The organism is Flavobacterium sp. J27 (assembly GCF_004303025.1).
Taxonomy (GTDB): Bacteria; Bacteroidota; Bacteroidia; order Flavobacteriales; family Flavobacteriaceae; genus Flavobacterium.
In genome coordinates this window covers 428,435-452,376 of record NZ_PJQW01000002.1, presented here as the reverse complement: position 1 = coordinate 452,376, position 23,942 = coordinate 428,435, and the positions used below count along the sequence as shown (strand labels likewise).

The window sequence follows — 23,942 nt, the reverse complement described above, 5'->3', positions numbered from 1 at the left end:
GCTATTTATTTTTTTCCAATTAATTTGAATTGTAAAACGAATTCGTCATAGATTAATTTATTACCTAAGTTGGAGATAAATTTTCCAGAACCATAGGTAATATCATATTGAGTACGGTCGATAGTTATTTCTCCTAAAGCATGTAAAAAATCGGTTAGAATATCTACAGACATGTAAAAAGTAATAGGATGCGTCTGATTTTTTATGGTAAGATTTCCAGAGATGTGGTATTGATTATTTTCTTTTTTTCCAGATACTATTTTTAATTGTGCTGTTTTATATTGGTCTACCGCAAAAAAGTCGGAATTGTTAAGATGATCCAGAAAGTTTTTATAAATGCTTTTGTCAGAAATATCTGTGATGTTAATGGTTGTCATATCTATGCTAATTTCACCATCTACTATTTCTTCGTGGTGCAATGTGAGGTATCCATTTTGAATTTGAATGGTTCCAGTATGTAGTCCTAGCACTTTTTTACCTGTCCAGCTTACTAAACTACTTTCAGGATGAATGTTAAATTTTGTCATTGTATTTTATATTAAATTGTACATGACAAATTTCAGAAGATTAGCTGTTTTAGGATAAGGACATAGCTCACAAATAAAATGTGATGTAAATCAAATTATTTAGAAGCATACAAACGACTTAGGGTTTCTCTGGTAACACCTAAATAGGATGCCATAATATGTTTGGGCAGTTTTTGAACTAATGTGGGATACTGAGAGATGAAAATCTCATAACGTTCTTTGGCACTGCTACTTAATAAGTTAAGAATTCTTTTTTGTAAAGCTACGTTGCGTCTGTTTGTTTTTTTTCTAAAGAAATGTTCTATTTTATGCAATTCTCTGCAAATTTTTTCACGGTTTTCATTGGTTAAACACAATACTTCGGTATCTTCTAAGCAATCGATATTAACGGTAGCTTGTTGCTCATAATAATATGCTTCATAATCGGTAATCCACCAATCTTGTAATCCAAATAAAAGAATGTGTGTTTTATCATTTTCATCGGTATAATAGGATTTAACACAACCAGATAAAACAAAATAATCTTCGGTAACGGGTTGCCCTACCTGTACTAAAAATTGATGTTTTTTAAATTTTTTATAAGTAAAATGTTGTAATACATAGTCAAATTCTGCTGTCGAAATGGAAATAATTTTTTCCAATTGTTGTTTTAAAATTTCACTCATGAAGGTATGCTATAACTTGGGAAAGGTTATTAAATAACATGTAATTGTTTCTCAAAGGTACAGAATTTAAATGTGTTCAATTTGGCTGCTTTCATAAAACTTTTATTACCAATTTGAATTTACCAATAATTAACTATAGGAGTTCTTTTTTACTAAATTCTTTAAAGGCAACTTACAAGCGTTCTAAGCGTCCTTTTCTTTTCACAATATTTTTATAATCCCATTGAATTATTCTTGCTTTTTGTAACCAACGCATGATTGCCTCAGGTTGAATGTCTGTTACATCAGTATAAAAAATGGAAGCATCTTTAAATTTGGGTCCTAAAACGTTCAATTCATTTTCTTCAAAATCGGCACCGCTCCAAAACATCAGTCGAATACCTTTTTTTTGCTTGCTATAACCTACAATCGGATTTTCATTTAAAAACCAAACGGGGTGCGCATGCCAAATTTTATATTCAGCATCGTGTAATTCACTGCAAATAAGCTGTGCTAAACTAGTACAAATGGCTTTATCTGTTTCCGATAAGGAATTGTTGTAGTATTGAATTTCTGGGTTCATTTTAATAAATATTATTTTATTCCTTAGATTGAATTTCTATTGCAGCTGGTGGTTCAGCTTGATCGCGTTTGGAGTTGTATTTGTAAATACTATAATCATATATTTTATAACCATTTTCAGTTCTGATAAAAGAGATGTTTATTTTTGTCTCAGTATTGGTCATGATTTGTATTTCAAATACTGGATATTTCTCAACAATTAGTTGGTAGGCATTGTCTAGGTATTTTTCTATTGAAGTAATTAATTCGGAGTTACTGTAATCAATATGAAATAGAGTAAAACTTAAAATAGATATTTGGTTTTCGTTTAACAAAACAAGCGCTTTCCATAACTCATGATCTTGTTTCTTTTTTTTACTTTTTGATTTATTTTGTTGTAAGTTTAGAAATAAATAATCATTTATAGTATCCTTTCGAATATTTTTAAGATTCGTATAGATAAAGTCTTCAAATTCTTCCTTGTAACTAATAAAACTATAATATTTTTGATCTACGCCTGTAAAATTATGTCTAAATTTTGCTCTATTTTCTTGTTCTGTTATTTCTAAGGAGTATAAATTTAAGTGTAAATCATTGTCTCTAAAATTATCAATTAATACCTTGCCTAAAGTGTCTAATAACATTTCTTTTCCTCCTTCAAACGACCAATGATCACAATCACCTCCATGCTTTTCATGTACTTGTTTTGCACCTTTTTTTGCAATTACCAAACCATTATTTACGCGGCTTAATTTGTTGTATATAGGCTCAATTGTAATTTTTCCTTCTGCATTAAAAAGACCAATAGAATCTAAATACTTACCTGTTGAAAAGCGAATATGCCCTTCTAATTCCACATCATAAGTAAAGTCGAATACATACAAACTATCTAAACCGAATTTTTTACCTTTTTTATTTACATAATAGGAGGTATAATGCGAATCATTAGCATCATTTATAGCGATAATTTTTTCAAATTTTTGGTTTATTGTAAACGGACTAAAACGGGGCTTAAGCATAATCGTTCCTTGATTGTTTTTAAAGCCTATGGCAGTATTTTCTGAAATTTCTTGGTGAAAAGCATACCAATACTTGTCTTTTTGACTAAAAAGAGCCATAGGAATAAAGAAAAATAGGAAAGGGGTTAGTTTCATAGAAATTGATATAATTATAACAAACTTTCAGATAGTTTTCAAAATGAGATGATACATCAAAAATATAAATTTATTGGTTATATTACATATAACTGTAAAAACTTGAGACAATATTATTTTCTTTTATCAATCCATAAAAAAATCCTATTCTTTTTTAAGGAATAGGATAGTGAAATAAACATATTAAACCCAATTAATATTTCTCTTTTTGAAAGCCCCAATCTCTCATTTCTTGTTTAAAGGTATCTGGATAATTTGCTTTTAAAACATTAATGATAGCGTTTAAGGCTTTTCGTAAATCATTTTTTAAAGTGTTTTTATTACCTACTTGTATCGCAACACTACCATCCATAGTAGTAGCTTCATTTACTAAAGCGATGTATTGGTCTTTTATGGGTGTCCAGTAGGCGACACCATACTCTTTGGTAGCAAAATCATGTTCTGTTAAGGCATCTATCATTAAATGTAAAGCTGTAATCCTTCTATTTTGATCTTGCGGAAGTATATATTTATTGCCTTTGTGCTCAATACCAAAAGCTGCGTAGTAACTGGTGGCATTTTCTTTTTTGTATTTGTCTATAATATATCCTTTTACATAAGACAATGCGGTGTCTATACTTTTATCTAAGGTTTTTAAAGACTGCGTAATTTGGGGTCTGGTAGCTCTTTTTTGTAGGCGTGATTGTAAGATGTTGTTAAAATTAATGGCATTGGTTTGAAATTGTGCGGCATCATGCCATTGTAGTGTCAACCAATCGTTAGCCAACCATTTGCTACTTACCGTAGTAATTACGTTACCAAAATTGATATCGGTTGCAGGTACATTGCGTTTTTTAACCGATTTAACATTTTCCATGTTTGCTGTTGTTTGTGTCATAATTGTAGAATTTAATGTGATACATTTTATACTACAACTATCAAACGACGTGCCAATTTTGTAGTCTTAATAGTATAAAAATTACCTCTTTTTTATAAATGAAAAATTCAAAAAAAAACTAAAAGATTACGCTAAAAAGTGAAGTTGTAGCTATTATTGACCGATGGATATACTAAAAGATACAAGTGTTTTTAAACTACTTCCTGTAGGAGTATGCTCTGTTGCACTTGTAAATTTCAAAAATGCTGCAGGAGTATGCTTATTTGCACTTGCAAATTTCAAAAATACTGTAGGAGTATGCTTATTTACACTTGTAAATTTTAAAAATACTGTAGGAGTATGCTTATTTGCACTTGTAATGTATATCGGTTACTGTAGTAAATAATAAAACAAAGTCCGAAGTTTTTAACTTCGGACTTTAATTAGTAGTTATTTTTTTTATTGTTTTATCAATATCATATTAGTAGGTGTCTTGTAAGGTGTCTTATCAAAAGGTTGACACCAAATTGTCTCGAAATTAGTATCAGTTCTGTTCCAAGTTAATTGTTCGATGTTATTACTATTTGAATAATCGAGCGTAACTTTACCCATTATTGACCTGCCACATGATGCATTGGTTGGTTCATCATAAAAAATTCTAAGCCCATTAAAAAAAGCACCACTAGTGCTATGTACATATCTATTATCAGTGACATCATAGATTACTACACCGTTCAATTTATATTGATAATGTCCAACAATTCTATCTGTAAAAATGGTTATTTTTTTATTGCCTATAGGAGTTTCTCTATGAAATGTCTCTTTATAAAATTGAATTTTAAAATAGTGTGTGCCATCATCAAAAACCCAAGTTCCTACATATTTATTTAAGAGATTGTTTACATCTTTATAATAAACATGTTTGTTTTCATTAGGGTTAAAAAAAGTTCCAAGAGGTTTTTCTTCAAGAGTTTGAGCAAATGTTGTTGTTGAGAATAATAAAACTAAAACTATATATTTCATTCTATATATTGATATTGAATACATTAAAAATCAATTATACAACATAATTTTAGCTTATTTATTGTATTCAAATGTCATTTCACAACTATTTTCTTGAAACGTATGCAGAATGGATGCAATAAGTGTGTTATCGTTGTATTGGAATTTATCTGTATAGGTTTGTCCTTCTAAGCATTCGCTTCCACCTTCTTGATAATTTTTGCTTTTTTGTTCTATGAGTTGGTTTAAAGAGTTGTATATAAAATGTTGTTCAAGAGCAACTTCTTTTAAGCTTACTTTATATAATTTAAAATAAATAATTGTTCCCCTACTGTTAAGTTTTGCTTCACCTGTAGTAGATAATTTTCCATTGCGAAAGGATTCTTTTATTACAGTAGATAAGCTATCGTTATAGATGTAGTTAGCTATTGATTTTTGTAAGCTACCATTATAGTTATAATAAAAATTTTCTATAGATACAATTCTATCTTTGTTATCGTATTTAAAAAGTGTATAATCTGATTTACTATTAGTTGTTCTTTCCCTATTAAAGGAGCCTTTTTGCAATTTAATAAGTCGGTTTTTAGCATCATATTTTAAGCTTGTAATTTCTGGAGTATGGTAAGGTATTTTTCGCTCAAGGCTGTCTAAATCATATTGTATTTGCTGGTATATTTTGTTTGTTTTAGTTCTTTTAAAAACCTGCATACTATTAGGAATACCCGCATAGTAAAAAGTAGCAGCAATTACATATCCTTTATTGTTAAAAGCATATTTTGCTTCTTTATATTGCGTGGTACTGTTATTTGGTTTTGTATATACCATAACTTCTTTAATTCCTTTAGATACGATTACTTCAGGAGAAAAAAAATTGGAATACATTTCTTCATTTTTTAAAGTTGAATGCGAACAGCACTCACAAATAGTATTTTGAGCAAATAGAAGAACAGGTGTATTAATTAAAAAGAGTATTAATTAAAAAGAGTATTAGTAAAAATTTTTGAAAGTAGATAGCCGCATTTCTCATTTTGATTGTAAAAGAATAATAAGCTAAGATATTAATTCTATTTTGTTGTACCAATATAAATTAGGATACAAAAAGTCTAATTATTTTATGGTTTTGTTTACATTTCAGGGTAGGTATTGTCTTTGGCAACATTGGTTAATGTTACACTAAAGGGTTTTAGGCATTCTGAACATTTATTACCAGAAAGGGTTCTAAAACCATTAATTTGTACCAATAAAGGAATGTCGCAATTTTCCTGACTGCAATTGTCTTCCCAAGTCGAATTGATATGAAACCAAGTGTCGAAACCTACTTGGCAATCAATCGCTTTGCAATTCGTATACGTGACATCTATGGCTGGAATGATACGGAATTCTTCCCTTGGGTCTGGTGCCCAACCATAACCGGTTCCAAAACCGTATTGGGTATTTGGCTCTTGGTTTGGGGCTAAAACTTTTACATCTTTTGCTAGGCAATTGGTAAAAGTAATAGCCATGCCCCAAGCACTGTAGCCAGCACTTTGTAGATCTTGTGGTTGAATAGCTTTAATATTTTCTACGGTGCAGTCTTTTATGTTTGTTTTAATACCATATACTTCTAATCCGGTTGCTTTTGCACCGGTATTGGTTCCCCAACCATCAATAATTGCTTCTGCATGAAAACGGTTTACTTCCACATTGTAATTGAGAAAGATAGACATACCATGACAATCATCGCAACAACCAGTCATACCTACCGATTCGCAATCGTTAAATGTTAGGTTAGAAGAGAACCAAGGACAAAAACCAATAACAGTATGACCTAATGTTTGGGTTTTACCTTGATAATGAGAGGCAAAATGTTTGGCTTTGCAACCCGAACTAGTACTATTTTTGCAACCAATGTAACTGTACCCTTGCGTTGAACCATCATAATTGGTAAAATCGGTCATGGTACAGTTGGTAAGTATTGCATTTTCTGTTTCTAATAATTGAATACCTGCACAAGAAGAAGAGGTTACTTTAAGATCGCTTACGATACAATTTGTAATGGTAATGTTTTCCGCTGTATTAATGTGAATACCTCCTGGACTTACATTGGCTTCTGTGAGGTTTTCGTATTTTATTTTTTCAATGGTAATGTTTTCAATGAGTAATTCTGAAACCGATTGAGCGCAAATACCATACAAACTTGTACCAGAAATTGTTCCATTTACAATTTCGGTATGATTTACTTTTTTGTGTTTGTTTGGGTTTAAGAATACCGTATTTGGATTTAGTATTGAAATTCCGATACAATTGTTTGTACTCTCTTTATTTTCTACTTTGAGAGTAAATCCGTTTAAATCTAGGATTACATTGGAACACTGAATCGTAATAGCAGCCGTGTTAGGCAAAGCTTCCCAAGTAATATTATTTGAAAACGTATAATGTCCTTCTTTGTAAATAATAATTCCTGCTGAAGGGATGGTTTTAATTTCTGAAGTTTCTTGTAACCAAGCTTCCTGTAAGGGTTGTATCTTATGGTTTAACTCGTAAATATAAGGAGTAATATTGTATTTTTTAAATAATGCTTCTTTGTTTATTGTATTAAAAATATCATGAGAAAAAAGTTCTTTCACCATGTGGTGCGAGCGTTCTAATAGCATACTTATAGGTTTGGTTGATGACAAATCTATAGCATTTTAATAAGTTGGCTATAGGTAAAAATACCTGTTTTTTAGGATTTAGCAAATACAGCTTCGTAATTGAAGTTTAGGTTGATAATATCAAATCAAAAAACTTTCCATTGGCTAATAGTATAATTATTTTATTATTATATTCTCCTACCCATACTATTTTACTACTATCATCTCCATAGATTTCAATAAATGGTAATTCTTTTGTAAAACGGATTGAAAAGTCATTATTGATATCTATAGCACTTAGGTAAGTTTTATACTTTCTTTCATTATTTATTTTTTTAAAATCTAAATGTACCAAAAATAAATAATCATTGCTTAAGTGAAAGGCTCTTATGCAGTGATTTTTAAATTGACCTTTTTGCAAACGTTTAATATTGTTATTTGAAATATCAAAAAAATTACAGCCTATTCTATTAGCATCATATGTTTCTATAACAACCATTCTATTATTTGCTACTAGTATGGGATAGCCCATCACTAAATCAACTATTTCTTTTTCTACTATAGATTTAGGTATATCGGGATTGGAAACATCCATTATAAAAATGCTTTCTTGATTTATCCAATAAATTACAGTGTTGGTCACTAAAGCATAAGATCCACTTGAAATGTTTTCTTTTTGTATTGCAATAGTTGTTTTTGGATTGGGGTTTTTAATTGTAGGTAGGTCGGAAATACTGTATCCATCAGTATTGGTTAAATATATTTGACTGTATAGTTTATTCTTATACATGCAGCAAGATTCTCTACCTTCAATATCTTTTGAAAAAATTGTTATTAAATTGTTATAATCATTGAAGTCTATGATACATATTTCGCCATAACGATTATTTAATAGGAGTTTATTGTCTAGAAATTGAAAATTTGGATTATAAAATTTGCTGCCTAAATTAACATCGTATTCTTTTGTAATTTGAAAATGAGGATCTATTTTCCAAATACTTAAAACGGTATCTTCTTGAATTATGAAAAGTTTATTATTATAACTTTTTGCAAAATGAATATTTTTTCTGTTAGCATTTGGATTTAAAATATTTAAAAATTCTTTATTTAGTTTCCACATAATGTAAAGCGATATTTGTTGTTTATTTGTATTTTAACAAAAATAGGCTATACATTACTTTTAGAAATACTTATAAATAAGTATTTTAAACAAATCATTTTATATTTAGCTGAATAATTCCAGATGTTTTTTTCTTGCACTCGTAGCGCGTATTTAACCAAACTGATGAAGTAAATCTATTAGGGTACACATTGTTGTCCAACGTTTTTTTATTCCGTTTACATTGTAACTCCATATTCAATAATATTTCCATTGTAGTCAATTTTGAATACTTTTCCGCCACCAATTTTTTGAGATAATTCATTTGTAGTTTTCTTCACAAGCAATACATCGGCAGAGATAAAAACTGGGATATATAAATTGTCGTTTAATTTTAAAAACCTGTTTGTTTTTTTATATAAATCATTAGAATAAATACACGTATATTCTTTATTACAACTGTTTAAAGTCAAATAAGTTTCTTCTGTGCCATTTTCAGATTCAGATATTGTAATATAAAAATAATCATCTTTAGATTTATTTTTTTCTCCTTATATATTTCCGTTATTTTCAATGAAGCTTTTTCAGACAACTCATAAATAATTCGGTTATCAGAATCCTTTTTTTATCACAACAATTAAAGGTCAATATTATTAATATGTAAAATATACTTAGTTTTCTCAAATGTTAGGTAACGGTTTGTAGCTTTGCGTTCGGGCGGTTTCGGAGTACAAAACTGTCAACGTGTACTGTACTTAAATAGAAGCACAAAGCTCCAAGTTTGTACGTCAGCCTGCCTGACGTAAAACCGTTGCTATTGGTAGGTTTTATTTCTTGTTGATAATTCTGTTCCGTAATTTCATAAATGGTTCTTCTATTGTCAAATGTAGCAAATAAGCAAAACTTATGCACGTTATTATACAAATTAAAAGCATCAAATTGGTGTCAATTTTAAAGTCTGCCAATAGTTGATGTGTCGTATGAATTACTCCTTTATGTGTTAAATAAATTGCATAAGAAATTGTCGCAATAAATGTCGTTATTTTAGATTTACACTTAAATAAAAAATTGGTTGGGCTAATTACACTCATAACAATAGAACCAAAACCAATTGCAATTATTGGAAAACCAAATATTGAAGCATTAAAAGTCATTTGGTCATTACATAGAAAATAAGCGCTTGCTAAAATTAGTAAACTTACAATAAATAATAAGTTGCCATATTTTGAAATTCTATTCCATAATTCTGGCAAGAAAATATAAACTCCTGCAATGGCAACACCAACTAAAAGTCCATCCAACCGATTATATGTTGGGTAGTAAACGAATTTATACCAATACATCCAACTAATTTCATCATTTATTTTTGGAAGATATAAATTCTCAAAACTATAAATTCTAATTGCGAATCCAAAAATGAATAAAGTTATCAATATCCAAAATGATTTTGAAAACCAATTAAGCTTTTGAAGAACAAGTAAAATTATTGGCAAAAACAAGTAAAAATGTTCTTCAACGCAAAGCGACCAAGCATGTGAAAAAGTTCCAAAATCTTTTAAATTTAAACCAAGATTTTGCGTAAAAGTTAGAAATTTCCAAAGTGGAGGAAGTGCTTCCTTTTCTCTAAAAAATGGAAAGCAAAAATAAATTCCAACCGTTACCAAAAATGCAGGTACAATTCTGAAAAATCTTTTTAGAAAAAAAATCTTGAATGAAATATTTTGTCCTTGTTTTATTTGGACAAATAATTGTGAGGAAATTAAAAAACCACTTAAAACGAAAAACAGATCAACACCAGTCCAACCGAAAGAAGCTACATTTGGCAGCCATTCAGGTTGTCCATCGCTGATAATGAAATAATGAAAAAAGAAAACTAAAATTATGGCTATTGCTCTTAAATGGTCTAGACCATAAAATTTTTGCTGAATATTTTTGTCCAATTTATTCTGAAGGAATTTTTTGTTTGTTAATTTATTTTGTTGTTTTTAAACGCTGTTTTAATAAACTTAACGCTAACTTGTTTATAAGTGTGATAATTTATTTATATCGTTACAAATCTAAACAATTACCACTAAACTGCAAGAGGTATTTTATTCGTATTTAGGTACTTGTAAATTTTTTAAAACAGGTTGAGTTAAAGGTAGCAATAGTAACTATTTTATTTTTATGTATAAAAAAATCTCGATACATTTTTGTTGCATTACATTCCACAAAAATACTCGAATTGAGGTTAGTTGTTATTTGAACTATGGTTTAACTGATATAATTCCAGATGTTTTTCTTTTTGCTCACTTCTATAAAGGCTTTTCTGAGAGCTTCATGAACTGGTTTTTCCATCGCAGCATCTTCTTTTAAAAGTTGTATCGCTTTATGTCGGGCTAATTGTAGAATTTCTTTGTCTTTCACAATATCTGCAATTTGTAAATTTAAGACACCACTTTGCTGTTTTCCCATAATATCACCTGGGCCACGTAATTTCAAATCCACTTCAGAAATTTCAAATCCGTCATTGGTACGCACCATCGTTTCCATTCTAATTTTACTATCTTCACTTAGTTTAAAACCCGTCATCAAAATACAATAACTTTGTTCGGCACCACGACCCACGCGACCACGCAACTGATGCAGTTGAGATAATCCAAAACGTTCTGCGCTTTCAATCACCATAACCGATGCATTAGGAACATTCACACCTACTTCAATCACAGTTGTTGCCACCATGATATTGGTTTTACCAGCTGCAAAACGACGCATTTCTTCTTCTTTATCGGCAGGTTTCATTTGGCCATGAACAATAGAGATGGAATAGTGAGGCAAAGGAAAATCTCTTGAAATACTTTCATAACCATCCATCAAATCTTTGTAATCCATTTTTTCTGATTCTTGAATTAATGGATATACAATATATACTTGTCTGCCTTTGGCTATTTCATCTTTTAAAAAACGCCATACTTTCAAGCGATTACTATCATAGCGATGTACGGTTTGAATGGGTTTTCTACCAGCTGGTAATTCATCAATAACTGAAATATCTAAATCGCCATATAAACTCATCGCTAGTGTACGAGGAATAGGAGTAGCGGTCATTACCAAAATATGTGGAGGAATAGTAGCCCCACCAACCTCCCCAGAAGGGAGGCTTTGCAATACTTGTTCAATTTTATTTAAAACAGCTGTAGTATTTCCAATTACTTCTTCATTAGTAAATCTAATTACTTTGAATCCTAATTCATTTAATATTTCTGTTCTTAATTCATCAGCTTCTTTTTGCTCTTGTAATTGGTGATAACCACCATCAACTTCTATAATCAAATTCTTTTCAAGATTGACGAAGTCAACAATAAAAATATCTATAATATGTTGTCGTCTAAATTTATAATTCAGTTTTTTATTTCTCAAAAATTCCCAAAGTATAGATTCAGCTTGTGTAGCTTTCTTTTTATTGTTAATTTTTCTTTCTTTTAATAATGCATAAGCTGAGGGTCTAGCAGTTTGGTACTTTTGTAGCACTTTTTCTACTTCCTTCCTTTGGAAGGATTGAGGTAGGCTTCCTTTTTTCCATAATTTACTACGTTGTTCCACTCCAAAACGATGTTGCTCATCAATAATGGCTAAACCAAGGTTATTAAAAACCACTTTATCTTCTAGTAAAGCATGTGTACCAATGAGGATGTCTAAAGAACCGTTTTCGAGCGCTTCATGAATTACTTTTCTTTCTTTAGTTTTGGTTGATCCCGTTAAAATTTGAATGTTAATATTTAAATTTTTAGCTAGTTCGGTTAAACCAATGTAATGTTGGGTAGCTAAAATTTCTGTAGGAGCCATGAGACAACTTTGAAACCCGTTATCTTTAGCCATAAGCATACAAAGTAAAGCCACAATTGTTTTTCCCGAACCTACATCACCTTGTAGTAAACGATTCATTTGGGCATTACTTCCTAAATCGTTACGTATTTCTTTGATTACTCTTTTTTGAGCATTAGTTAAATCAAAAGGCAAATGATGGTTGTAAAAATTGGTAAAATTTTCTCCAATAGTTTTAAAAGGCAGTCCTTTAATTTTATGTTTACGAATGAGATTTTTAGTAATCAATTGCAATTGAATGAAAAATAATTCTTCAAATTTCAATCGAAATTGTGCTTTGGATAATAAATCTTGGTTTTTTGGAAAGTGAATGTTAAATAAAGCTTCTTTTTTAGAAAGCAATTTTAATTCGTCAAGTAAATAGTTCGGTAAGGTTTCAGAAAAAAGCACATGCGTTTCAATAAAGAGCTGTTGCATGAGTTTGTTAATCACTCGATTTGAAATGCCTTTGTTTGCTAATTTTTCTGTACTTGGATAAACGGGTTGCATAGCTGATCGTAAGCTCGATTTATGTTCTGCGATTAATTCCATTTCAGGATGAGCCATGTTAAAAGTACTGCCAAACTGTGTGACTTTACCAAAAATGACATATACTTCATTCAGTTTTAAACTTTCTCTGATCCATTTATGACCTTGAAACCAAACCAATTCCATTTCACCTGTATCATCGATAAAGGTAGCGACTAAGCGTTTACCTCTTTTTTGTTCTACCGTTTTAATATGGATGATTTTTCCAATAATTTGAACTTCAGAATTGTTATTTTGTAATTGATTGATTTTAAAATAGCGTGTTCTGTCGATATAACGATTCGGAAACAAATGAATTAAATCAGCATATTTATGAATATTGAGTTCCTTTCGGAGTAAATCGCCTCGATTGGGACCCACTCCTTTTAAATATTCAATAGGTGTTTCTAATAAATTCATGTTTAATGGCAATGTCAATATCAAAAATCAAATTCAATTTAAACTTCAGAAAGGAGATTAAGATTTGGATTTCTGGTTTCTATAATCAAAAGCGAAGATAAAGTATAATTTAAGAATAATAAAATGAATATGAAATCTTCGTTTTATAAAAACAGGTAAAACTACCTGTATGAGATTTTTTTAGAAGTTTTATTTTTATAAAAGTAAATTTTCATGCTCTAACAGACAAATAAGTCATTATGGAAACTAGTAAAAATACAACTTGTACTTGTCATTCTTCTTCTTGTCCTAATCAAAAGGAAGTACAAAAGAGTCCTTTTAAAAAAACAATGCAATCTATTCCAAGTTTTATTTTAAGTATTCTTATTGCTTTTTTTCCAAAATGTCCTGTTTGTTGGGCTATTTATATGAGTATGTTAGGAAGTATTGGTATAACTGAGATTCCTTACATGAAGTGGTTACTACCCGTGTTTATAGTGTTTTTAGCCATACACTTAGGCTTGTTATTTCGAAAAATACCAAGTAGAGGTTATGGTCCTTTTATCATCAGTTTTATTGGATTTTCCATTATGATTCCAAGTAAGTTAGTTTTTAATTTACCTGAATGGATTACTATTACCGGAATGTTTTTGGTTATAACTGGATCATTATGGAACAATTTTAAAATGCCTTATCCTAAAATAATGAATAATAATTTATTTTATAAGGAGTAATATGAGCTTTTTTTGAGAAATATCATTTAGAAAATATAGATAGTTTTTTGCCAACTAAATGATAGAATATCCAGATTTTCAATACGAAAATCTGGATTTATTTTATTTCCTTGGTGCAATGGCAATTCTTTTCAAATCAATATTTAAGGTTTTTAAATTTTGATTCGCTTCCATTTTTTTACTTTTATCTGTATTAGGGTTTAATAAGACCTGATAATTGATAGCCATCTCTTTCTTTAAATTTTCAATTTTTATAATTCTATCTTTATCAGAATTAGCTATAGTTAAGGTTGCTTTAATGCTATCTAAGGCTTTATTTTGCTTGTTGATAATTTCCTGCATGGCATTTCGAATAGAATCTTCGTTGTTTTTTGGAGTTGTAATTAAATTTTCTAGATCATTTGTGTTTTGAGCAATTTCTTTGGTAATTTCTTCATTGTTGCCATTTGAAAGTTGGGTTACACTTTCTTGTAATTTCAAATTCTGATTAAAAAGAGGCAAGGATATAAAACCGTTTAGAACGACCATAAAAACAGTCATTAACATAAATCGCCAAATCATTTTAATGATTAAAGGTCTTGGCTCTTGATCTTTGTTTTGTTCAGCTCTAAGCAGAAAAAAAGTAAGTAATACCAGTAAAAAGCTAAAGCCAGTCATACCGTATCCTAAGATTTTTAAAACATCTAAATTTTCAAACATAATTATAGTATTTATAGTTGTATTGATACTACAAAGATGTCTTATAATTATAACAAAAATATAAGGAAAAAAGAGGTTTTTTGAAGCGGGTTTTTCCCCAATTTTACTCTATTTCTTTCTTTATTTTTTTTATTAACTCCTCTGCAATGGGTGTTTGTATGGTTTTAAGCTGTGCAATAAGTAGTTTTTTTTCAGCTAAGGAAAGTTGGGGTTCTGGTTTAATAAATTGTTTGGGATTGGCTTCATTAAAAAACAAGGTATCGGTCCATTCATTTCTAATACCGTCTATCACTAAATGAATGCGATCTTTCTTTCCTTTATTGGCTACAGAATGCGTGAAATTAGCATCAATATACCAACATTCCCCTTCCTTCATAATCAAACGTTCTTCATCTAAAATAAATTCAACATTTGGATTGGTAATTACAGGAATATGAATTCTAAAAACACCATCCTCATACCCCAAACAATGATCTGTATGCGGTTTAATGTAAGCTCCAGCAGCTAAACGCAAGAGTCTTACTGTAGTTTTTTCAAACAAAAAGGAATCTATTAATTCTTTCAGATAAATACAAGACAAAGTTATTTCCGTATAACTCACTTTTTCATTCCCAATATTCAGTGCGTTTATATTTTCTGATTTTCCACCTTGCGAAAGCAACGCAATAGAAGCCCATTCGCCTTCATAATCATTGGTATTATAATGATTGATCCATTTTTGTGCGAGTATGGTTTGTACTTCTTGTTGTAATTTCACAACATCGAATGTAAAAGGAAAGCGAATATGTTTGACTACATTCTCCATTGTTAATCTCTCATCCATTGTTTCATATGAGGAAATGGTTTTGTGTTGTTTTCAATTGCTTTTTCTGGTCCATAGGTTAAACCAAACCATTCTAATAAAGGTAAACCAATGAAATTATTTTCTTTGTAGGATTGAATCAACCATTCCGAACTTCCTTTATAACCATTGGAATGAAAAACGACATCGAGAGGAATTTCCAAATGAATGGCTGCAGCATACGACCAAAGCATTGCTCCAATTTCATCTCCTTGCGTAGGCCATTCTTGAGGCATATTTGGCGTACCAATTTTTTCTCGATCTTCAGCAGTGGTAACCGCTAAATGTCCGGCTTCATGTAAAATATCACCAGGATATAAAAGTTTGTTGTAATCAATTTCAATTCCTTTATTGGAAAGAGCTAAACCAGGTAAAAAAGTGTCATCTGTAAGTTCTTTTTTTAAAAGAGGAATGCCTATTTCAGACAAAAAAGAAGTAATTTTTTCAAGAGTAGCTTCCATAATCGTTTACATTAAATCACAATACCAAAACCCATAGGTATAAGGTGAATCTTCCGTTTTACAAACATCGTTTGAAGAAGAGTTGGTTGGTTCATATTTTCGATACACAATCTCACCTAATTCAAAAGGAACAGATTTTGAAAAAATAGGGCCGTCAAATGTAAAGGTATGAAATTCTCCGTTTTCACCACAAGGATCTACATTAGAAGGTAAATCGTTGATGAAATTTTCATCGATAACGCGGCCTACAAATTCTTTGCCTAAGTATTTTTCGTTGACACAAACAATAATCGTTTTAAAACCCAGTTCTAGAAATTCCTGAATTAGAGCTTTGGTATCTTTTTTCCATAACGGGAAAACCCCTTTAAAGTTGGCCAAAGCCAATTTATCTTCTCTGTATTTTCGTAAATCTTCTAAGAAAATATCTCCAAAGATAGAATATTCAATTCCTTTTTCTTTGAACCCAAGCAAAGTCTTACGCATGATATCATCATAGATTTCCATGGTTGGCATTTCTGGAATCATCATTTTGGTTAAGGGCAAACCCATAAGCTCCGCTTGCTTTTCCAATAGTTCAATACGCACACCATGCATCGAAATGCGTTGGTATTGCGAATTTACACTCGTAAGCAAGGTTTCAATTTCGTATTCGTTTTCTTGAAGGATTTTATATAAGGTTAAGGCCGAATCTTTGCCACTGCTCCAGTTAAAAATAGCTTTCTTTTTCAATTTTGGTATAATTATAGTGTAAACTTACAAAAATCGATACATTATTACACTAAGCTTTGTAAATTTGAAACAATTAATCCGAATCATGAAATACTTCTTTATCTTATTCTTTACTTTTTCTTTGTTTGCCCAACAAACCAAAAAAGTAGATTTTATACAATGTGATGCTTTGGTACAACCAAATTTTTTAGAAAAAACAATAAAAGGAGAAGTAACCTATACCTTTGAGGTTTTAAGTATGATAGATACGATTAGAATGGATGCTATTCGTATTAATTTTAAAGATGTTTCAATCAATAATAACGAAGTTGCCTATAAAAATTCTGATAAAGAATTATTACTTTTTGAAGGTTTTACCAAAGGAAATAACACCCTTTCATTTTCCTACGAAGCAAAACCGAAACAAACTTTATATTTTACTGGAGCAGGAGAAGATTTACAAATTTGGACACAAGGTCAAGGTAAAAATACCAGTTATTGGTTGCCCAGTTTTGATGATGTGAATGAGAAGGTGATTTTTAATCTTACAGTTGAATTTGATAAGGCTTTTGAAGTATTATCAAATGGAATACTTACTTCTATAGGAGAATATCCTCCTTTATCTTCAAGTAATAAGGTTTGGGAATACAAAATGCAAAAACCCATGTCTTCCTATTTAGTTATGCTTGCCATTGGTAACTTTGAAAAACAAACCACAAGGACAAAATCAGGAACTACATTAGAATTCTATTTGGATAAAAAAGATGTTTCAAAATTTGAACCTACTTTTAGATATTCCAAACAAATTTTTGAATTTTTAGAAAAAGAAATAGGAGTGAAGTACCCTTGGGAAGTGTACCGACAAGTTCCAGTGAGAGATTTTCTATACGCAGGAATGGAAAATACTACTTCCACGATTTTTTCACAAGATTTTGTAGTAGATTCGATTGGTTTCAATGACAAAAATTATTTGAATGTAAATGCACATGAATTGGCACACCAATGGTTTGGCGATTTAATTACAGCAAAGGAAAGTAAACACCATTGGTTACAAGAAGGTTTTGCTACATATTATGCTTTATTAGCGGAAAAAAATGTTTTTGGGGACGATTATTTTTACAATCAATTGTACCAATCGGCATTGGAATTAAAGCAAGCCAATTCCTATGATAGCATTCCTATTTTAAACGAAAAGGCGAGTTCGTTAACCTTTTACAAAAAAGGCGCTTGGGCCTTGCATGTTTTAAGAATGAATGTTGGTGAGAAAAATTTTCAGAAAGCCGTTCAAAATTATTTGAAAAAGTATGCTTTTCAAAATGTAACTACTGATGATTTTTTAGCAGAAATACAAAAAGTGTCAAACTATGATGTTGTTTCTTTCAAAAAGAATTGGTTAGAAAATTCAGTATTTAATTTAGAAGAAGCGATTGGTTATTTGGTACAAAACGAATCGGTTAATCAATTGGTTGAATTTGGAAAAACCAACAAACATTTATCGAATGAAGCTTTGTTTGACAAATTTAATACCATGATTCAATCCAAGGTGTATTATACAGTGAAACAAGAAATTGTGTATGAAACGCAAAACTTGACAGAAGCACAGCAATTGGATATTTTAAAATTAGCTTTAGCCACAAATGATACTAAAGTTAGGCAAGCCGTTGCAGAAGTACTTTCTCGTATACCATTTTCCTTTAAAAATGATTTTGTAACCCTATTAAATGATGCCTCTTACATCACTAAAGAGATAGCTTTATTTCGATTGTGGACTAATTTTGAAGCTGATCGAGACCGTTTAGTTGCTTTGTCTAAAGATTGGACAGGTTTGAATTACAATTTGAAATTAGCACATTTAACATTAGCCATTGTAGGTTCCAATGATAATCCAGTAGCGCGAGAAAAAGCTGTACATGAATTAGAAACCTATACGCAATTGCCTTATGAAGTTTCTGTACGCGAACCAGCATTAGAAACGTTAATTAAACTTGGAAAAATATCAGATACTGTCTTAGAAGAATTAATTAATGCTTCTTTACATCACAAGTGGCAATTTGTAAAATTTGCAAAAGATAATATCAGAGTTTTAATTTCCAATGAAGAGTTTAGAGAAAAATTTATACTTTTAAAGGATAAATTAAACGAAACTCAGAAAGAAAGAATCAACTATTTTTTAAAGGAAACAGCATAAATGAGAGCATTAGTAATATCGGGTGGAGGTAGTAAAGGAGCCTTTGCAGGAGGTGTAGCGCAATATTTAATTGAAGATTTACACAAGGATTATGATTTATATTTAGGTACTTCTACGGGTAGTTTGTTAGTTTCTCATCTGGCTTTACAAAAAGTAGACAAAATAAAAGAAATTTATACTTCCGTTAATCAAAATAGTATTTTTAGTAATTGCCCTTTCATTATTAAAAAAAGATACGGAGAAGACACAATTGCGATCAATCATTTTAATGTTTTTAGAAACTTTATCAAAGGTTCTAAAACATTTGGTGAAAGTAAAAACTTAAAAAAACTAATTCGCAAAGTATTCACTGAAGAAGAATTTGAGGAATTAAAAGGTGGTCCAAAAGAAATTATTGTTACGGTTTCCAATTTATCTTTGAATGTTGTAGAATACAAATCTATCAACGATTTTACCTACGATGATTTTTGTGATTGGGTTTGGATTTCTTGTAATTATATTCCATTTATGTCATTGGTAAGGAAAAATAATTTTGAGTACGCAGATGGTGGTTTCGCATCTATGATTCCAATTGAAGAAGCAATTAAAAGAGGCGCAACCCATGTTGATGCTATTATTTTGCAAAGTGAAACCAATTTATACAACCGAATGCCAGCTCGTGGTCCGTTTGGGTTATTAAGTAATCTTTTTGCATTCATGATGGATCGTATTGAGTATCAAAATATTAAAATTGGTAAATACGAAGCCAAACTAAACAATGCTACGATTAATTTTTATTTTACACCTACATTATTAACAACAAACTCTTTGGTTTTCAATAAAAAACAAATGTTAGAATGGTGGAAAATTGGTTATGAGTATGCTAAAACTAAAGAAATTGACCGTCAGGAAATTCCTGAGGAAGAATAAAACCTTATCTAAATATTTTATTTCTGAACTTAGGGAAAACCCTAGATTTTAAAATCTAGGTAAATTCCTATTCCATTGTTTTATTTGTTTTCTCAACTTGCAGTAGTTAAAAAACTATTCATATGAGAGCACAATTTTTATGTTTATGGATTGCGACATTATTTATGTCGTGCCAAAATACTACACAAGCACAAATGGAAGGAAACTATATTGGAGAAATTAATGGAGCTACGATTACACTTTCTTTAAAAAAGCAAAGTAAAAATGATTATGTAGGTACCATGCAAGACGAACAACAAACCTATGCTATTTCTGCTAAAATAGTAGATAATTGTTTAAAAGGAAATGCTGTTGAAAATAATCTACAAATTAATATTATACTATCAGGTTGTTTGCAAAGCAATCAAATTGATATGAGTTTTGATTTTAGTAATGTAGGTTTAGCACAAACCCAAAATGTACTTTTTACCAAACAAGACAATTACAATAGCAAAACAACACCTTCTCAAAATACCTCGTTTTCTCAAAAGAGTTCCAATAAGGAAAGAGATTTAAATTTAGTAGGTCTCTGGAAACAAGAACAACTTTACAATTCGGGTTCAGGGGATAATTATTTTGGTGGAAGTTTTACTCAGAAAGTTATTTTTTATGCTGATGGTTCTATTGCTGATGGAGGTAGTCAAGCCACAATGAGTGGAAGTGATTACTCTGGAAATTCGAGTTCAGGGTCTGGAGGTAAAGCTTCAGGAGTTAATTGGTCTACCCAAAACAAGCATTTATTTATTACAGTAACACAAAATGGACAGACACAAACAGTAGACGCTGGAAAATACTATGTAGAGAATGATAAAATGTTGATTACTAGTCAAAATGGAGGAAAAACATTGCTTATAAAAGTACAATAAAGTTTTAAAATGAGTATTATGAAAAAAAGTCTTTTAATTTTTTTAGGTTTTGCTTCGATTTTGAGCAGTTGCAGTAAAGAGGAAGTAAACAATCAATCCAATCAAAAACCAGAAGCTTTTGATTTAGTATCCGTGATTAATGGCGAATTAAACGTAGGCCTAAAACCAACATTTATTTGGGAACCAGCGCTAGACCCAGAAGGATTTAATGTAACTTACGATTTACTTTTGGGAACTTCAGAAAATGATTTACAACCGATAGCGTCTAATATAAATGGTACTTCATTCGTACCAACGACAAGACTACCCTTATCTGAAAATTTATTTTGGAGTGTAAGAGCTAATGATAATGTAGGAGCACAAACGCAAGCTAACAGTACTTTTAATTTTACCACCAGAAACTTAACAAATGGAACTTTAGCATTAAATGGATTTACCCTTTTAAATGAACATACTACAGTTGTATTTCAAGACAAACTTTGGATATTGGGAGGAGAAGATAATGGCGTTCGTAATTCTTCTGATGGTGTAAATTGGACAGTAATTAATGCGAATCCTCCTTTTGGAAGTAGAAAAAATCATTCATCTGTTGTATTTGATAATAAAATATGGGTTATTGGTGGAAAAACAAATACTACCAATAATAAAAATGATGTGTGGTTTTCTACGGATGGAGTTACTTGGACACAAGCAACTGCAGCAGCAGCATTTTCCATTCGTCAAGGCCATTCTTCTGTTGTCTTTGATAATAAAATGTGGGTAATTGGAGGACATCTAAATCCGTCACAATCTTTACATGATGTTTGGTTTTCAACAGATGGAATTGATTGGTTGCCAGCAACTAATAATGCCAATATTGCCTTTAAGCAGGATCATGCTACAGTAGTTTTTAATAATAAAATGTACCTAGTTAATGGAAATGAAGTTAGAAGTTCAACAAATGGAGGCACTTGGCAATTAGAAACAACGGTTACTAATTTTGGTAATCGTTCTCGCCATCAACTCGTGGTTTATGATAATAAAATTTGGCTAATAGCAGGTTTTGCAACCATTGATCGAAACGATGTTTGGTTTTCAAAAGACGGCATCAATTGGATTAGAAATGTGGAAAGTGCTAACTTTAATGATAGATCTGATCATACAGCAACCGCTTTTAAAGATAAAATTTGGGTTATTGGAGGGCTGAAACTGTTTGCTTCATCTAGTGAAGAGCCAAATAACGGTATTTGGTTTTTAGATTAATTTTTTAAATATCATTGTGCTATTTCACTTTGGTACAATGATATTTTATTTATTTTTACTTAAAAACAGAATATGCTTTTCTTTTTATGGTATGCCGCTTTGTCTTATCTGATATTATTTACAGTTATCAGTGGATGTATTTATTTTTTTACCAAAGAAAAAAGTTTTAAGTATTATGTTTTTTATGGTACTTTTTTATTAGCCTATTTAAGTACAAAAGAAGAAAGAATATATAGTTATTTATTACAATTTGTGAGTGAAGAATTACTATTACATTACAATTGGTTAATACAAGTTATATTTTATAGTTTTTATTTTATTTTTGCGTTGTATTTTTTAGATTTTCAAAAGTTTTTACCAAAGGTTTTTCAAAAAGTTCGTCTATTTTTATTTTCTGTCATCATTTTTTTTATTTTGTTGACTTTATTTTCAATACAATACCATTGGTACACTTTATTTTTTAAAACATTTACCTATTTGTTTTTACCAATAGTATTATTGCTATTTTTCTATTTTTTTCCATTAGCATTAAAACATTCAGATAAACATAAATATTTTTTATTAACGGGAATAATTGCTTATATTATTTTTGCACTGATAGCTTTTATATTAAGTTATCATCAATTAAGAGACTATCAACCTTTGCAATATTTTATTATTGGTATTATTATAGAAACATTTTGTTTTAGTTTAGGTTTGGCATATAAAATTAAATTGATTAATGATGAAAGTATAAACCAAAGAAATAAACAGATGAAAGCGAAGCATAAATTAGAAATAACAAAACTAAATGCTCTTATTGAAGGTGAAGAAAAGGAAAGGAATAGAATTGCTCAAGATTTACATGATGGTATTAATGGTGATTTATCTGCTATTAAGTTTCAATTAATGGCTTTTAAAAATAAACTCTCCAATGAAATTAACAAAGAGAATCTTGAAAAAAGTATTACTATGATAGACACTACATGCGAGCAAGTTCGAACCATTTCTCACAATCTTACTCCGTATGCAATTTCACAGAATGATTTATCGTATGCATTAGAACAATTTTGTAATAAAATGAATAGTCCTTTTCTTCTTATTGATTACCAATGGTTTGGAGGGGAATTATTATTGGCAAAAAATATTGAAACTAGTATTTATCGCATTGTTCAAGAATTGATTCAAAATACCATTAAACATGCAAAAGCAAAAGAAGTAACTGTACATTGTAATAATTTAGGAGAATACTTAAATATTACAGTAGAAGATGATGGTATCGGTTTTGAATCCCATGCACAATTTAAGGGAATAGGTTTTAAAAATATAGAGAATAGAATAAATTATCTTAATGCAAAAATGGAAATAGACTCGTCTCAACAAGGAACAACCATTTTAATAAATATTCCATTATTATGATTTCAATTGCCATTACAGATGACCATGCTATGATTATAGAAGGTTTAAAAGCTATGTTTCAATTAGACGTAAATTATCAAATCGTTGCTTCTTATCTTTCTTTGAAAGAAACAATAGAAAACATAGCCTCTGATCAACCTGATATTTTGTTATTAGATATTAATCTTAAAGATGGCAATGGAACTCAATCTTGTAAAGAAATTTTAAAATTAGTACCAAAACTAAAAATAATAGCTTTAACCAGTTTTGAAGATGTTAATATGGTAAAATTAATGCTTAGAAATGGAGCTAAAGGCTATCTCTTAAAAAATACTTCTTCTGAAGAAATAATAAAAGCAATTACCATGGTAATGGATAACGAAATTTTTTTACCAAAGGAATTGAAAAATCAAATTTTAAGCGAAACGATTGGCCTAGAAAAAAGAATCGATTTTTTACCAAAAATTACTCGTAGAGAAAAAGAAGTACTCGAGTTAATTGTTCAAGAATTTACTACAGACGAAATAGCATCAAAATTATTTGTTTCTACCAAAGCTATTGAAGCACATCGAAGTAATCTAATTCAAAAGTTAAATGTGAGAAACACGGCTGGCCTAGTTAAAATAGCTATTGAAAAAGGATTATTGTAAAAA

General features: G+C 30.1%; 23 protein-coding genes. 7 read left to right on the top strand and 16 right to left on the bottom strand.

Translation table 11 applies throughout. The features are described from left to right. Positions 1-5: 5 nt before the first annotated feature. The 12 genes from CX675_RS04135 to CX675_RS04080 all read right to left on the bottom strand — a co-directional run bounded on the left by CX675_RS04135 (position 6) and on the right by CX675_RS04080 (position 13,246). The gene (locus CX675_RS04135; protein WP_130733949.1) at positions 6-527 is read right to left on the bottom strand and encodes a YceI family protein; all 522 of its coding nucleotides are present in this window, start codon (positions 525-527) and stop codon (positions 6-8) included. Between the two features lie 95 nt (positions 528-622). After that, positions 623-1,192, bottom strand: coding sequence for a Crp/Fnr family transcriptional regulator (locus CX675_RS04130; RefSeq protein WP_130733948.1), 570 nt, complete (start codon positions 1,190-1,192; stop codon positions 623-625). A 172-nt stretch (positions 1,193-1,364) separates the two neighbouring features. Then, complete coding sequence (locus CX675_RS04125) at positions 1,365-1,754, bottom strand: DUF1801 domain-containing protein (RefSeq protein ID WP_130733947.1); 390 nt, start codon at positions 1,752-1,754, stop codon at positions 1,365-1,367. Between the two features lie 16 nt (positions 1,755-1,770). Beyond that, positions 1,771-2,886 (bottom strand): WG repeat-containing protein, encoded by a 1,116-nt coding sequence (locus CX675_RS04120; RefSeq protein WP_130733946.1) that lies wholly within the window; start codon positions 2,884-2,886, stop codon positions 1,771-1,773. A 193-nt stretch (positions 2,887-3,079) separates the two neighbouring features. Then, on the bottom strand, positions 3,080-3,763 hold the full coding sequence (locus CX675_RS04115; RefSeq protein ID WP_130733945.1) for a hypothetical protein: 684 nt from the start codon (positions 3,761-3,763) through the stop codon (positions 3,080-3,082). A 438-nt stretch (positions 3,764-4,201) separates the two neighbouring features. After that, positions 4,202-4,765 carry a DUF6705 family protein gene (locus CX675_RS04110; RefSeq protein ID WP_130733944.1) on the bottom strand — a complete coding sequence of 188 codons (564 nt, stop codon included), beginning with the start codon at positions 4,763-4,765 and terminating at the stop codon, positions 4,202-4,204. 54 nt (positions 4,766-4,819) lie between these two features. Further along, a complete protein-coding gene (locus CX675_RS04105; RefSeq protein ID WP_130733943.1) occupies positions 4,820-5,626 on the bottom strand; it encodes a hypothetical protein in 807 nt (268 codons plus the stop codon). A gap of 242 nt (positions 5,627-5,868) precedes the next feature. Next, positions 5,869-7,401: a right-handed parallel beta-helix repeat-containing protein gene (locus tag CX675_RS04100; RefSeq protein WP_130733942.1), complete on the bottom strand. Its 1,533-nt coding sequence runs from the start codon at positions 7,399-7,401 to the stop codon at positions 5,869-5,871. Positions 7,402-7,483: 82 nt separating this feature from the next. Continuing rightward, positions 7,484-8,476 carry a hypothetical protein gene (locus CX675_RS04095; RefSeq protein ID WP_130733941.1) on the bottom strand — a complete coding sequence of 331 codons (993 nt, stop codon included), beginning with the start codon at positions 8,474-8,476 and terminating at the stop codon, positions 7,484-7,486. 218 nt (positions 8,477-8,694) lie between these two features. Then, a complete protein-coding gene (locus tag CX675_RS04090; RefSeq protein ID WP_130733940.1) occupies positions 8,695-8,928 on the bottom strand; it encodes a hypothetical protein in 234 nt (77 codons plus the stop codon). A gap of 354 nt (positions 8,929-9,282) precedes the next feature. Then, positions 9,283-10,395 (bottom strand): acyltransferase, encoded by a 1,113-nt coding sequence (locus CX675_RS04085; RefSeq protein WP_130733939.1) that lies wholly within the window; start codon positions 10,393-10,395, stop codon positions 9,283-9,285. Between the two features lie 313 nt (positions 10,396-10,708). Further along, positions 10,709-13,246 (bottom strand): DUF559 domain-containing protein, encoded by a 2,538-nt coding sequence (locus tag CX675_RS04080; protein ID WP_130733938.1) that lies wholly within the window; start codon positions 13,244-13,246, stop codon positions 10,709-10,711. A 239-nt stretch (positions 13,247-13,485) separates the two neighbouring features. On the opposite strand from CX675_RS04080, the gene CX675_RS04075 reads away from it, so the two are divergent. Continuing rightward, the gene (locus tag CX675_RS04075) at positions 13,486-13,959 is read left to right on the top strand and encodes a MerC domain-containing protein (RefSeq protein WP_130733937.1); all 474 of its coding nucleotides are present in this window, start codon (positions 13,486-13,488) and stop codon (positions 13,957-13,959) included. A gap of 102 nt (positions 13,960-14,061) precedes the next feature. Here the strand turns inward: CX675_RS04075 and CX675_RS04070 are convergent, their stop codons facing one another. The 4 genes from CX675_RS04070 to CX675_RS04055 all read right to left on the bottom strand — a co-directional run bounded on the left by CX675_RS04070 (position 14,062) and on the right by CX675_RS04055 (position 16,689). Next, entirely contained in the window at positions 14,062-14,658 is a 597-nt protein-coding gene (locus CX675_RS04070; protein ID WP_130733936.1) for a hypothetical protein, read from the bottom strand. 103 nt (positions 14,659-14,761) lie between these two features. Continuing rightward, positions 14,762-15,481, bottom strand: a complete 720-nt coding sequence (locus tag CX675_RS04065) for an aspartyl/asparaginyl beta-hydroxylase domain-containing protein (protein WP_240723587.1) — start codon at positions 15,479-15,481, stop codon at positions 14,762-14,764. Next, positions 15,466-15,960 carry a hypothetical protein gene (locus tag CX675_RS04060; RefSeq protein WP_130733935.1) on the bottom strand — a complete coding sequence of 165 codons (495 nt, stop codon included), beginning with the start codon at positions 15,958-15,960 and terminating at the stop codon, positions 15,466-15,468. Before CX675_RS04060 ends, CX675_RS04065 begins: the two co-directional genes overlap by 16 nt. A gap of 6 nt (positions 15,961-15,966) precedes the next feature. Beyond that, the gene (locus CX675_RS04055; RefSeq protein ID WP_130733934.1) at positions 15,967-16,689 is read right to left on the bottom strand and encodes a diphthine--ammonia ligase; all 723 of its coding nucleotides are present in this window, start codon (positions 16,687-16,689) and stop codon (positions 15,967-15,969) included. Positions 16,690-16,774: 85 nt separating this feature from the next. Between CX675_RS04055 and CX675_RS04050 the strand changes: the two genes are divergently transcribed. The 6 genes from CX675_RS04050 (at position 16,775) to CX675_RS04025 (ending at position 23,939) form a co-directional block, all read left to right on the top strand. Then, positions 16,775-18,856 (top strand): M1 family metallopeptidase, encoded by a 2,082-nt coding sequence (locus CX675_RS04050; protein ID WP_130733933.1) that lies wholly within the window; start codon positions 16,775-16,777, stop codon positions 18,854-18,856. Next, entirely contained in the window at positions 18,857-19,765 is a 909-nt protein-coding gene (locus tag CX675_RS04045; RefSeq protein WP_130733932.1) for a patatin family protein, read from the top strand. A 122-nt stretch (positions 19,766-19,887) separates the two neighbouring features. Beyond that, a complete protein-coding gene (locus CX675_RS04040) occupies positions 19,888-20,670 on the top strand; it encodes a hypothetical protein (protein WP_130733931.1) in 783 nt (260 codons plus the stop codon). Positions 20,671-20,688: 18 nt separating this feature from the next. Next, on the top strand, positions 20,689-21,912 hold the full coding sequence (locus tag CX675_RS04035) for a kelch repeat-containing protein (RefSeq protein ID WP_165395969.1): 1,224 nt from the start codon (positions 20,689-20,691) through the stop codon (positions 21,910-21,912). 72 nt (positions 21,913-21,984) lie between these two features. After that, the gene (locus CX675_RS04030) at positions 21,985-23,310 is read left to right on the top strand and encodes a sensor histidine kinase (RefSeq protein WP_130733929.1); all 1,326 of its coding nucleotides are present in this window, start codon (positions 21,985-21,987) and stop codon (positions 23,308-23,310) included. Next, on the top strand, positions 23,307-23,939 hold the full coding sequence (locus tag CX675_RS04025) for a response regulator transcription factor (protein ID WP_130733928.1): 633 nt from the start codon (positions 23,307-23,309) through the stop codon (positions 23,937-23,939). Before CX675_RS04030 ends, CX675_RS04025 begins: the two co-directional genes overlap by 4 nt. Positions 23,940-23,942: the final 3 nt, after the last annotated feature.